Source organism: Rhizobium sp. 18055, assembly GCF_902706285.1.
Classification (GTDB): domain Bacteria; phylum Pseudomonadota; class Alphaproteobacteria; order Rhizobiales; family Rhizobiaceae; genus Rhizobium.
Genome location: NZ_CACSKD010000015.1, coordinates 138,489 through 150,452, shown reverse-complemented (window position 1 = coordinate 150,452; position 11,964 = coordinate 138,489). Strand labels below are relative to the sequence as shown.

The following is an 11,964-nucleotide window of genomic DNA, read 5'->3' as shown; positions in this document are numbered from 1 at the left end:
GAGGGGGGGTAAGTTCTGCCGTCGGCACCAGGCGGAAAAGTGCTTCCAATCGGATGTGTAGGCCTTCCGCGTGTTGATGGAGCTGGCGGCCTCGACATAGATCCGGGCGCGCTCTGTGAGATCCTGCAGATGCGTCGGCAGGCGAGGGGTCTCGCTCGAAAGCGGGAGAACCTCGGCATCTTCGGACTGCGGTCTCTCATTCGTCATGACCAGGTCACCTGGATGTCGGTCTGTGAAAAATCGTTGCCCTTGAACAGCAGCGGCTCGCCGGTGAGCGCGGCGAGAGCGTAGGAAAAGCAGTCGCCGTAGTTGAGGCTGGCCGGATGGTGGCCCTTTCCAAAGCGGCGCCAGGCCCGGCGCGCCTGATCGGCATGTTCGGCTGTTACCGCCACGACGTCAACTCTGGCCTTGTGCAGCCAGAGATCGAGTTCTGCTCCGCCCGCCTCGCCAAACCGCCCCTCGATAACCATCGAGGCTTCGACAAGCGTGGCTGCCGAGATAAGCCGCATGGGATCGTCGGCGATGCGTTCACGATACTGCTGGGCGTCCGGCTCGTTGAAGAAGATCGCCACAATCGCGGATGTGTCTATCACCATCAGCTCGGGACGCCGTTTTCGTCGTAGCCGATGATGTCCTCGGCACTGCGATCATCGAGGATCGGCAAAGCGCTCAGGCGCCGCTGCATTGCCTCCATGTCCTGCATCAGCGCATCCTTCTTCGCGTGTGATCCAATTCGCTTGAGGCGCTCCTCGAGCGCGCGCCGCGTCGCAATCGTGATGGTTTCACCGGTGCGCGCGGCGAGCGCGCGTGCAAGTTTCTCGGTCTCGGGATCTTTGATGCTTAGCGCCATTGCAGGTGTCCAGGTTCCTTGGTATCTATAATCTACCTGAGGCCGCTGCGGCGACGCCGGTCACGACGTCCGTAGGTGTGATATTTGACGCTGCTCAGTCCGCTTGATGAGTGCGGAAGATGTTCAGGTCGACGAAAACGGCCTTTTCTCTACAAAGCATAAAACGTCCGATAATGCAATCTTATCGGACGTTATTTATTCCCGACAAGGCGTGCGGCTCAAGGCAATATTTCTGGCTTAAAGTGCGCACATGATCTACACTTTAGCGCATGGATTCGCTCGCGCCCTCCGCATCAACGGCTCCCGCTTGGTCGCCCCGCCTGCCGGGCTGGGCTCTGCCGCGTGGTCGCAACACCTGCGAGATCGACGCTGCCTTCGCCGCTGGTATCGCTCTGAAATCCCTCGACGATTTGATCCGCGCCGATCCGCCATGGCTCGGTTGCTGGCGCGATCGACTTGCCCTCAAATCAGCCGCCGTCGCCGCGAAGATGCTCGGCCGCAACGAGGACGAACACGCGTTGCGTGACGCTGTCCTGCTGACGGCAGCAGGCGACGATACCGGCCCGGCCGGAAAGCTGTTTCTGGCCACACGATTGCTGACGCGCCAATCCGGGACAATCACCCTGCCATTCGTTAAGGAGCTTTGCGTGTTGGTGGGGATCCGCTGGGACGATGCTCTTGCCTCAGCCCCTGATTTTGTCGATACCGCGATACAGTCCGGGCGCGCGCCACCCCTTGCGCTGGCCGATCTGATATCGGCCAGCGCAACCGCTCGCCCGGACGCCGAGGTGCTGGCGCTTGGATTGGCAGACGTCGTGCTCTCGCGAAAACTGAACTGGCCGAAACCGGTACCGCTGCTGTTGCCCGAACGTTTTGGGCCGGCCTTCCGGACGATCGGCGGCAGGGGACGCGTCCGACCGGGAGAGCCGGCTTATCCAAAAGCGATCTGCCTGGCGCTGGTCGATGGTGTTGACGCGGCCCTGCGCTCAGCGGTCGAAATCGATCGCCGTGCCGCACGGCTACTCGCCGTGGCGCCGAAGCTTCGCACCAAGGGTGCGAAGCCCGTCATCCAGAGATTGCTGAACGAAGACGCGTTGCCGGCATCGGTGCCCGGCAGCAACTTATCCCGTTGGGCGGCGAACCGCCTGTTCGAACGGCTCGAAGGCTTTGAGGCGTTGCGTGAATTGTCCGGGCGTTCCGCCTTCCGGATCTTTGGTTTGTGACGATGGCGGGGACGAGCGCAACCAAGAGCAGTCGACGTGCTCCGAAAGATCGGCAAGACGTGCTCTACGATCGGGAGCTGGAAGACTTGCCGCCGGAGATGCGCTGGCGCGAATGGATGCTGCGGGTCGAGGCCGTGATCTTTGCATCGGCCGAGCCGGTCAGCCGCGAGACGCTGGCACGGGTGGTCGGCAAAGACTGCAGCATCGATCTGCTGATCGACGATCTAGTCAAGGAGCTGCGAGACCGGCCGTACGAGTTGGTGTCGGTCGCCAGCGGCTGGCAGCACCGAACACGACCGCGGTTCGCCGAAACCATCCGGGCTTCCTCGGCGCCAACAAGGGGAGGGGATGCGGCGCTTTCGGAGTTCGAGGCGATGGTGTTGATGGCGGTGGGGTATTTCCAGCCGGTCACTCGTGCCGAGCTCTCAAAGATCTTTGGCAGGGAAGTCAGCCGCGACACGATCGGCAATTTGCGCGGGTCGGGTTTTATCGGCTCCGGGCCGCGCAGCCCGACGCCCGGAGCACCTTACACCTATGTAACGACCAGGTATTTCCTATCAGCCTTTGGCTTTGATGCTCTGCGTGATCTACCTGATACTGAGGCACTCGAGGATGCTGGATTGCTAAGCAGGGCCACCTCCCCCTAGCGATGACATGCCGGTCGCGAACGAACCATTGTCGGGTGCGAAATAATGCGCAAGCTCCGATTTCCTTCTCTTGCGAACCAGGCCGTGAACTCGTAAATCGGAATGGCATGCAAACCGCTGCGTGCTGCTTTGGTTCGATAAGACCATCGACGCCGGAATGCGTTGAGCTTCAAAGGCGTGAACGGGTAAGGGCATTTCAGTGAGTTTGGCCATGGAGCAGGCAATTAGGGACCTTTTTGGTCGCTATGAGAGTGAGACGAACGCGGCGCTCGCCGGCAAGCCGGACATGGCCGCCATCAGTGATCTTTATGAAGATGCATTTATTGGGTCTTCTGCCGCAGGCGTTATGGCCGGCAAGAAGGACGAGGATTTCAAGAAGGCGCTTGCTACTGGCTTCGCGCGCAATCGCAAAATCGGCGCTCAACGGATCGAGGTCGTGGAGTTGCGTGCCGAGGAAATCGACGCGATGCACGCGCTTGTGCATGTGGACTGGCGGGCCACCTACGACAGCGATGGAAGCCAGAAGGCGATCGACTTCACAAATGCGTATTTAACGCGCCTGGCCAATGGTCGATGCAAGGTGTTTGGCTGGATTACTGGCGATGAGGACGCCGAGCTTCGCAGGCACGGCATCATCTGATTGCGCTGGTCTAGGCCGCACTCATAAACAGGTTTGCAAATCGGTCTGATTTTGATTCACTGAGGCCGTTATAGGGAGGCCTCTCATGACCCGTCGACGGTTTGATCTTACTGATTTTGAATGGACCGTCATCCAGCCCTTGTTGCCCAACAAGCCGCGTGGGGTGCCTCGGGTAGGCGGCCGGCGGGTATTCGATGGCATCTTGTGGAGGTTCCGGACAGGTTCGACCTGGGCGGATGTTCCAGATCGTTATGGTCGACAGTTCCTGTGTCCGCGTTCCTCAACATGCGGCCACGGGAAAAAGGGGGTCAAGACGATGGCTGCATGGGGCGTTCCCGTGGCGGCCTGACCACCAAAATCCATGCCGTCGTATATGCCGATGGTCGACCGATCTGTGTCGCTTTGTCCGCCGGACAAGCCCATGACGGGCTCATGGCCGAGCCAACGTTGCAGGAAATCTCCAAAGGCACGATCGTGTTGACGGACAAGGCCTACGATAGCAACGCTCTCCGAGACTTTGCCAAGCGCAAGCAGGCCTGGGCCAACATTCCCGTCAAAGCAATCGGAAGCAAGCTTTCCCTTCAGCTCGTGGGTTTATCGCCAGCGCAACCTCGTCGAGCGTTTCTTCAACAAACTCAAACAGTTCAGAGCCATCGCCACGCGATAGGACAAGGAGCCCTTGAATTTCCTTCCTGCCGTCAAATTAGCGGCAGAAAGGATTTGGATCAGGTCGTTAGAGTCATCGGCCTAATCTAATCATGAATGAAGCCAGACACGGTAGGTGCAATGCGCAGACTTTTGACGCCTGACGCCTGCAAATGATCGCCAGGACGCCCTCGTAGCAGACGATTGGACAGATATTTGCTCCGCCAAATTTTCCGACGCTCCGGTCGCAACCGCATTTGACCTGCTGCATGCGCACAAAAGTGGCGATCGCATTTATTGGCGCCCTGGCAGGTTCATTGACTGGACGTTGGCCTCGAAGTCCAATGTAGGCGGGATTATTGCGGTATCGTAGGAACGGCTTTGTCTAAGCCACGGCCCAACAGGTATACGACTGAACCGTTCTCCATGCCGCTGAGGTGGCGCCGAAAGAAACCTATGTTTTCTCTGACCTACGATCGTGCGAAATCCGCGTTGTTCCTAGTTGCGATGCTCGGCCTCATGAGCGGTCTGGGATTTTTCGCGGCCGACAGACCGGATGCAGCGACGCTTGCTTGGCGTACCGGTGTCGTTCCGGTCCTTATTGCGCTGGTCGTGGAGATCATTCGCAGTCTTTGGCGAGGCGAAGTCGGACTGGACATCGTGGCGGCGCTTTCGATGTCGGCAGCGTTGGTGTTTGGTGAAACGCTCGCCGCATCTGTCGTCTCCGTGATGTATTCCGGCGGCACCTTTCTGGAGAGTTTTGCCGAGGGTCGTGCCAAGCGGGAAATGAGCGCACTTCTGTCGCGGGTTCCCGGGACTGCGACACGGCATGCGAACGGCACTCTTGAAGATGTCGAACTCGACGAAATTGAACCAGGTAACCTTCTGTTGATCCATCAGGGCGCCGTCGTGCCGGCAGATGGCTACATCGACAGCGAGCACGCGATCCTCGATAAGTCCGCCCTTACGGGTGAATCGATGCCCGTGCAGTTGGGGCGTGGTGAAGAGGCGCTGAGCGGATCGACGAATGCGGGCGAGGCTTTTGACCTGCATGTTCGACATCGTGCGACCGACAGCACCTACGCCGGGATCGTTCGGCTGGTAGAAGCAGCACAGGCATCAAAGGCGCCGATGTCACGGTTGGCCGACCGCTATTCCATGCTGTTCCTTGCTGTGACGATAGCGCTGGCAACCGCTGCCTGGTGGTTCACTGGTGACCCGGTCCGTGCCGTGGCGGTGCTTGTTGTCGCAACGCCGTGCCCGTTGATTCTCGCTGTTCCTGTCGCCCTGGTGGCCGGGCTTTCGCGTGCAGCCCATTTTGGTGTTCTTATCAAGGGCGCAAAGCCACTGGAGGCTTTGGCACAGATCGGCACGCTCGTTCTTGATAAAACCGGAACCTTGACGGATGGACGTCCACAGATCGTGTCCACCGAAGTACATAATGGGATGTCGGATGACGAGGTTTTGTATTTCGCTGCGGCTCTCGAGCAAGCGTCAAAGCATCCGATGGCCCAGGCGATTGTCACGGCGGCGCGCCGCAAGGGTGTTATGCTGCCAGTGCCGGATCACGTGATCGAGCGTCCTGGAGAGGGAATTTCCGGAACAGTTTCGGGTCGCCTCGTCACGGTGGGAGGAGTTGCGTTCGTCAATCAACAGGTCGGCGCGACGGCCGTGGCGAGCCGGATCATGAATGTAGGTACGGTAGTTGTCGCTCTCGCTGTCGATAACAAAATCGCTGGCTACATCACCATGGCGGATGCACTCCGGACAGGAACCGCAGAGCTTATCTCAAACCTTCGGCGGCTGGGCATTGGCCGTATCGTGCTGGCCACTGGCGACAGGCGGGCGGTCGCGGAAAATATAACCAGTGGAATTGGACTGGATGCGGTCAGATCGGAACTGACACCGGACCAGAAAGTTCTTCTCGTGGTCGCTGAGCGAAAGAATGGGCCGGTGATGATGGTTGGGGATGGTGTCAACGACGCGCCGGCTCTTGCGGCTGCTGACATAGGCGTGGCGATGGGAGCTCGCGGCGCCGCTGCCTCGGCTGAAGCCGCCGATATCGTTCTTCTCGTCGATCATCTGGATCGCTTGCTGCCGGGGATCGAGATCGCAAAGCGTTCCCGGCGAATTGCGATGGAAAGCGTGGTGGCGGGTATTGGTATGTCGGTTGTTGGCATGATGGCTGCCGCCCTAGGCTTCATAACTCCCGTGCAGGGCGCGATCATCCAGGAAATGATCGATGTGGCTGTGATCCTCAACTCAATGCGTGCTCTCGGGATCAAACCTCAAATAGGGCAGGAGAACGCGGCATAGCCTGGGTTTCCTGAAAGCGATCGCGGACCCCGATGATTGCCTTCGCGAGATCATATCCAGCATAGAGCAGCCGAATATGCCATGGGGACTTAAGGCCCAAATCCGTTCTAGCTAGAGCTTGCATGTCAGAAAAATGTAGTCTATTTTCTGACACATGAAACCGACCATGACATCAGTTCCGGACCAGATCATGAAGCGCGCTCGCGCGGGCGGCCGAGGTAGCGTTTTCACGCCTAGTGATTTCTTGAGGATCGCCGGCCGCGCGGCCGTGGACCAGGCGCTTTCGAGATTGGCAAAGAGCGGCAAACTTCGCCGGCTCGCACGGGGTCTATACGATCTCCCGAAGATCCATCCGAAGCTTGGTCCTCTCGCGCCGGCCCCAGACGATGTCGCCCAGGCGCTCGCGCGCGAGACTGGCTCGCAGGTGCAAATCGCTGGTGCGCGGGCGGCGAATGCGCTCGGCCTCTCGACACAGGTCCCCGCGAAGAGCACTTATCTGACTGACGGCCCCTCACGACGCGTCGTGCTGGGCAAACGCGTGGTGGATTTGCGTCACGCCTCGCCCAAGCATCTGATCGCCCCAGGCAGTGCGGCTGGCACAGTCGTACAGGCACTACGCCACGTCGGACCTGTGCGGGCCGCAGACGTCATGCATGTCGCGGCGCAGCGCCTATCGGCAAGTGACAAGAAGACGCTCGCGTCCACTGCGATCCAAGCGCCTGCCTGGATGCGTCCGACGCTCGTCTCGATCGCCAACGCTGCCCCGGGTGGCGTCAATGGATAAGGTGGCGCTTCTGCCATCTCGCGATCGGGCAGCCCTCTTCGGGGAGACGGGTGCTGCCCGTGGCGTCGCGAACACCATCATCGAAAAGGACTTCTGGGTTTGCTGGACCCTGAGGCGGCTGTTCGGACTGCGGGATAACGCTACGGCCTCCCTCGTCTTCAAGGGTGGCACGTCGCTTTCCAAAGCCTTCGGCGCCATCCGCCGGTTTTCCGAAGATATCGACCTGTCCTTCGATCGGGCCGACCTCGGTTACACGGGTGATCGCGATCCCGAGCAGGAGGGCATCAGCAAGAAGCAGGCGAGCAAGCTCATCGAAGCGCTGGTGAGCGATGTCGAGCAGCATATCGCCGAAAAGCTGGTTCCGGCCTTTCACTCCGTGATCATCGCGCAGCTGGGTGAACCGAAAAAAGGCGAGTGGTCGCTGGAAATAGATGCCGCCGACCGGCAAACTGTGAACTTCCAGTATCCAACCGCATTGGGTACCGCAGAATATTCGAACATGGCTTATATTACGCCGCGCGTGAAGCTGGAGTTCGGGGCACGAGGAGATCCTTGGCCGACAGAAGACAAGGTGATCCGCCCGTATGCGGCGGAAGATTTTGCGGATTTCTTCGAGCATCCTGATACGATTGTCACCGTTCTGGCGGCTCAACGGACCTTCTGGGAGAAAGCCACAGCCCTGCACGCCGAGGCGCACCGTCCTGTGGAATCGGCGACGCCGCAATATTTCTCACGGCACTATTATGATCTCGCCATGCTCCTCGACACCGAAGAGGGAAAGGCCGCCGCCAATGACGTCGACCTCATGGTCACTGTGGCCAAGCACAAGGCGATCTTCTTCCGATCGGCTTGGGCGAACTACGACACTGCTCGGGCGGGCACGCTTCGCCTTCTGCCGAGCGAGGCGCGCATCAAGGACCTGCGGGCGGACTATCGGGCGATGGCGCCAATGATGTTCGACGAGAGCCCGCCTCCATTCGATGAAATACTTGCGAAAGTTGCAGTCCTGGAAGAAACAGTAAACAAATAGATACACTGGTGTTCGGGGGGGGAGGACGTTCATTAGCTCGATACGATCCATCGATCTGCGGTTGATTGAGGACCTCGTCGAATTCGCACGGGGGCGTGGCTACGTACTGGATTTTTCGGATTCGAGCTTCTCGCAATTCTTTGCTGCCGAACTCGACATCGACATAGACGATCCGATCTACGCCGAGCACGGCGGATCAAAGGGCAAGCGCTTGCGTTGCTTCCTCCAGAAAGTCGACGACGCCACGGCCATCCGCGCGCTACGGGCGCTTTGGGAACATCGCGGCGAATACCTCTCGCGCACAGGTCAGCCGGATCCTGTTGTCAACGCGGAAGGACGGTATCTGACACTTCTGGCGCGCCTGACAGGAGATGCTTCCAATGGCGCTGGTGAGGCTCCCCGGCCGGCATTCGACTGGCGTCTCCTCGCCGAGTTGCGAGACGAACTCGTGGCCGTCGCATCGCTTCAAGCCCATGAGCGAGGCTACGCTTTCGAGGCTTTCCTGAAGCGCAGCTTCGATATGGCGGGTCTGACTGCCCGAGAGCCATTCCGCAACACCGGCGAGCAGATCGATGGCAGCTTCCTGCTTGGCGAGGAGACCTACCTTTTCGAGGCGAAGTGGCATTCGTTGCCGACCGGCGTCGCCGATCTGCACGTTTTCCACGGTAAGCTCGAACAGAAGGCGGCCTGGGCGCGAGGACTCTTCGTCAGCTATAATGGTTTCACGGCCGAGGGGCTGACTGCGTTCGGCTCGGGCAAGCGGCTCATCTGTATGGACGGCCGTGACATCTACGATGCGCTCGATCGCCAGATTCCGCTGAAGGCGGTGCTTGAGCGCAAGGTCCGCAGGGCGGCCGAGACGGGCCGACCCCACATCTCGGTCCGGGAACTTTTCGATCAGAACGGGGGGAGCCGATGATCCTGACAGACAACGAAACCAAGGTTGATCTTCTCAACAACGAGGCGATCGCCACGACGATTATTAAGCTCCTGCGAGATCGCCCTGATCAACCGGTGACGATCGGCGTGCATGGCGACTGGGGCGCCGGCAAATCGAGCGTCCTGGAGATGATCGAAGCTGGTTTCGAGAAGGAATCGAAGGTCCTTTGCCTCAAGTTCAACGGATGGCGTTTTCAGGGGTTCGAGGATGCCAAGATCGCCTTGATCGAGGGCATCGTCACCGGGCTCATCGAGAAGCGGCCGGCGCTGACGCGGGCAGGTGAAGCCGTCAAGGATGTGTTCCGCCGTATCGACTGGCTCAAGGTCGCCAAGAAAGCTGGCGGTCTCGCTTTCACCGCGTTTACGGGCATCCCCACGCCCGACCAGATCGGTGCAATCGTCGGCACATTGGAGGGTTTCCTTTCCGATCCGGCGAAGCTCGCCACCAAGGATAATGTCCAGTCGGCTATAGATGGCGTAAAGGGGCTGCTGAAAGACGGGGAAGGTGAAAGCGCCAACGTTCCAGAGGAGATCAACGCCTTCCGCAAAGCCTTCGATGAACTCCTTGAAAAGGCGGGTGTCGAACAGCTCGTCGTCCTCATCGATGACCTCGATCGCTGCCTCCCGGACACAGCCATCGAAACCTTGGAAGCGGTCCGGCTGTTTGTCTTCACGTCACGGACCGCGTTCGTGGTCGCGGCAGACGAGGCGATGATCGAATACGCCGTGCGCAAGCATTTCCCGGATCTGCCTGATACGACCGGACCGCAGACATATGCCCGCAACTATCTCGAGAAGCTGATCCAGGTCCCATTTCGAATCCCCGCGCTGGGCGACACCGAAACGCGTATCTACGTGACGTTGCTGCTCGTCGCGTCCGAACTGGGTGACGACGATCCGGCGTTCAACAAACTAATTGGCGTCGCACGAGAGCGCCTGAAACGTCCCTGGACCTCAGGTGCGCTGGATTCCGCCTCGGTCAGAACCGCCCTTGGCGACAAGGCGTCCCGTGCGAATAATGCGCTCGCCCTCAGCGATCAGATCGGACCGATCCTCGCTAGCGGCACGAAGGGCAACCCACGACAGATCAAGCGCTTCCTCAATACGCTGGTTATGCGACAGCTCACCGCCGAGGCGCGGGGTTTCGGTGATGACGTGAAGCTGCCCGTCCTCGCCAAGCTGATGCTCGCCGAACGGTTCATTCCGCGGTTGTTCGACCAGATCGCCGCCGCAGCCGCGGCTGCGAGCGATGGCAAATGCGCCGATCTGGCTCCTCTGGAAGCCGCAGCGAAAAAGAAGGAGGACGACAAACCGAAGGCGAAGGCGGCGAAAACAACCGGTAAAGACGCCGAAAGCGCGAAACCCGCGCTTGAAGTGGTGAAGTCGACGGAGAGCGCGCTTTTGGGTGAGTGGCTCTCGTCGCCCGTCATCAAGGCTTGGGCGATGGTGCCCACAATGATCGGCGACGAGGATCTCCGTCCCTACCTGTTTGTGGCCAAGGATCGGAAGGACTATTTCGGCGCCGCCTCCGTTCTCGGACACCTGGCGGCTGTCGTCGAGCAACTCTTCGGCGGGAAGTTCGTCGTGCAGGGACTGGAAGCCGATCTCAAGCGGCTCGCCCCACCTGAGGCTGCACAGGTGTTCGAAGCGGTTCGCGGCCGCATCGTCGGCGCTGACGCCTTCGACACTGAGCCCGCCGGCGCGGCAGGTCTCGCGGTATTGATCAAGGCCCATCCCACGCTTCAGGGCCAACTCCTCGATTTTCTCGACGCACTTCCTCGAGATCGCCTCGGTCCATGGGTGTGCGGAGGCTGGGAGGGCGTCATCAAGGACGGTGAGGCCGTCCAGCGTTACGATCGACTGCTGCAGACATGGGGTAAGGACGGTGGGCTGATGCTGAAGGCGGCCGCCAACGGTGTTTTGCGCACCCGGCAGGGAGGCCGCTGATGGGCACATCCAGCGCATTTGGCGGTCAGGGCGGCAGCACTCCTCTTGTCCCAAGCTGGCTTGGGGATGACGGCGCCGCGCCGGCAGCACCTGACGGTACGCCTGCTTCTCCGGGTCAGCCGCCGGACGGCGCTCCCCCTGACGGAACACCACCTGACGCGCCGCCGGTTGCGCCAGTGAGATCTCCACTGCCACCGATCGCGGATCCAACCCGCTTTTCAGCGGCGCGCAACAATTTTTCGCGCTTCGCCGGTTCCGGCGGTGACGACCGCAGAAGTCTCGGCCGCGCTGTATCTCACTATGTTGGTTCGTCCTCCGGCGGCGCGCGTACGGCGGCCGCGCGGATGGGGTCGGCCCGGGGCGCCGGCAGTCGCCTGCTCGGCTTCTTGTCGGATGCAGTCAACCGTGGTGCCACCGAAGCGTTGCGCGCCCTCAACCTCGACGGCCTGGCCGGCAGGCCGATCGAAGAGATCTTTCTCGGTCTCGCGGATTATGTCTGCCCCGATGGCGGGTCGATCGATGAAGGTATCGCCCGTGAAGCCTTCATAGAAACCATCGCCGACCTCGCCGGAGCAGGCATCACGGACCTCGACGGCATCACCGCCGAACAGATGCAGACTGTTTTCGAACTCTATGCGACGAATGCGATCGAAGCCCGGCTCTGCAACGATATCGGGGCAAGGACAGTGACACTGCCCAGCGACAGCCGGGAAGCTGCGCGCGTACAGGCGCAGCTCAACGATTTCATCAGGCGCGGGGTCGCCGATGCGCTGACGACAGCGCGAGCAGCGGCCGCTGCGCTGACGCCCGATCGTGTGCTCGCCTTTGTCGGACGCGTCTATGAGCAGGCATTCGGCATCCTTCGGATTATGGGTGATGCGGAGGCGGAGGACGTATGAGAAGACATGTTATCACTGGCCGCTACGGGCCTGGCGATCGTGAC

At 60.4% G+C, this 11,964-nt stretch carries 11 protein-coding genes and 2 pseudogenes; 10 read left to right on the top strand and 3 right to left on the bottom strand.

Going from position 1 to position 11,964, the window contains the following annotated elements:
* From GVL52_RS30650 to GVL52_RS22575, 3 genes and pseudogenes are all read right to left on the bottom strand, one after another.
* Window positions 1–207, bottom strand: a pseudogene (locus tag GVL52_RS30650) (integrase); the annotation flags it as partial.
* The gene (locus GVL52_RS22580) at window positions 204–596 is read right to left on the bottom strand and encodes a type II toxin-antitoxin system VapC family toxin (RefSeq protein ID WP_160011211.1); all 393 of its coding nucleotides are present in this window, start codon (window positions 594–596) and stop codon (window positions 204–206) included. The pseudogene GVL52_RS30650 and the gene GVL52_RS22580, both read right to left, overlap by 4 nt.
* The gene (locus GVL52_RS22575) at window positions 596–850 is read right to left on the bottom strand and encodes a type II toxin-antitoxin system VapB family antitoxin (RefSeq protein ID WP_159952732.1); all 255 of its coding nucleotides are present in this window, start codon (window positions 848–850) and stop codon (window positions 596–598) included. Before GVL52_RS22575 ends, GVL52_RS22580 begins: the two co-directional genes overlap by 1 nt.
* Before the next feature lie 269 nt (window positions 851–1,119).
* Between GVL52_RS22575 and GVL52_RS22570 the strand changes: the two genes are divergently transcribed.
* The 10 genes and pseudogenes from GVL52_RS22570 (at window position 1,120) to qatB (ending at window position 11,920) form a co-directional block, all read left to right on the top strand.
* The gene (locus GVL52_RS22570; protein ID WP_160011210.1) at window positions 1,120–2,073 is read left to right on the top strand and encodes a DUF1403 family protein; all 954 of its coding nucleotides are present in this window, start codon (window positions 1,120–1,122) and stop codon (window positions 2,071–2,073) included.
* Window positions 2,074–2,075: 2 nt separating this feature from the next.
* The gene (locus tag GVL52_RS22565; RefSeq protein WP_160011209.1) at window positions 2,076–2,720 is read left to right on the top strand and encodes an SMC-Scp complex subunit ScpB; all 645 of its coding nucleotides are present in this window, start codon (window positions 2,076–2,078) and stop codon (window positions 2,718–2,720) included.
* Between the two features lie 211 nt (window positions 2,721–2,931).
* Window positions 2,932–3,360, top strand: a complete 429-nt coding sequence (locus GVL52_RS22560) for a nuclear transport factor 2 family protein (RefSeq protein ID WP_160011207.1) — start codon at window positions 2,932–2,934, stop codon at window positions 3,358–3,360.
* An 85-nt stretch (window positions 3,361–3,445) separates the two neighbouring features.
* A pseudogene (locus GVL52_RS22555) lies at window positions 3,446–4,111 on the top strand (IS5 family transposase).
* Between the two features lie 350 nt (window positions 4,112–4,461).
* Window positions 4,462–6,321: a heavy metal translocating P-type ATPase gene (locus GVL52_RS22550; protein WP_160011205.1), complete on the top strand. Its 1,860-nt coding sequence runs from the start codon at window positions 4,462–4,464 to the stop codon at window positions 6,319–6,321.
* 190 nt (window positions 6,322–6,511) lie between these two features.
* A complete protein-coding gene (locus tag GVL52_RS22545) occupies window positions 6,512–7,105 on the top strand; it encodes a DUF6088 family protein (protein WP_160011224.1) in 594 nt (197 codons plus the stop codon).
* Window positions 7,098–8,135, top strand: coding sequence for a nucleotidyl transferase AbiEii/AbiGii toxin family protein (locus GVL52_RS22540; RefSeq protein ID WP_160011203.1), 1,038 nt, complete (start codon window positions 7,098–7,100; stop codon window positions 8,133–8,135). Before GVL52_RS22545 ends, GVL52_RS22540 begins: the two co-directional genes overlap by 8 nt.
* A gap of 61 nt (window positions 8,136–8,196) precedes the next feature.
* On the top strand, window positions 8,197–9,054 hold the full coding sequence (locus GVL52_RS22535; protein ID WP_244619256.1) for a restriction endonuclease: 858 nt from the start codon (window positions 8,197–8,199) through the stop codon (window positions 9,052–9,054).
* Window positions 9,051–11,021: a Qat anti-phage system ATPase QatA gene (qatA, locus tag GVL52_RS22530; protein WP_160011201.1), complete on the top strand. Its 1,971-nt coding sequence runs from the start codon at window positions 9,051–9,053 to the stop codon at window positions 11,019–11,021. The genes GVL52_RS22535 and qatA overlap by 4 nt, the downstream gene beginning before the upstream one ends.
* Entirely contained in the window at window positions 11,021–11,920 is a 900-nt protein-coding gene (gene qatB, locus GVL52_RS30960; RefSeq protein ID WP_244619255.1) for a Qat anti-phage system associated protein QatB, read from the top strand. Before qatA ends, qatB begins: the two co-directional genes overlap by 1 nt.
* Window positions 11,921–11,964 lie beyond the last annotated feature (44 nt).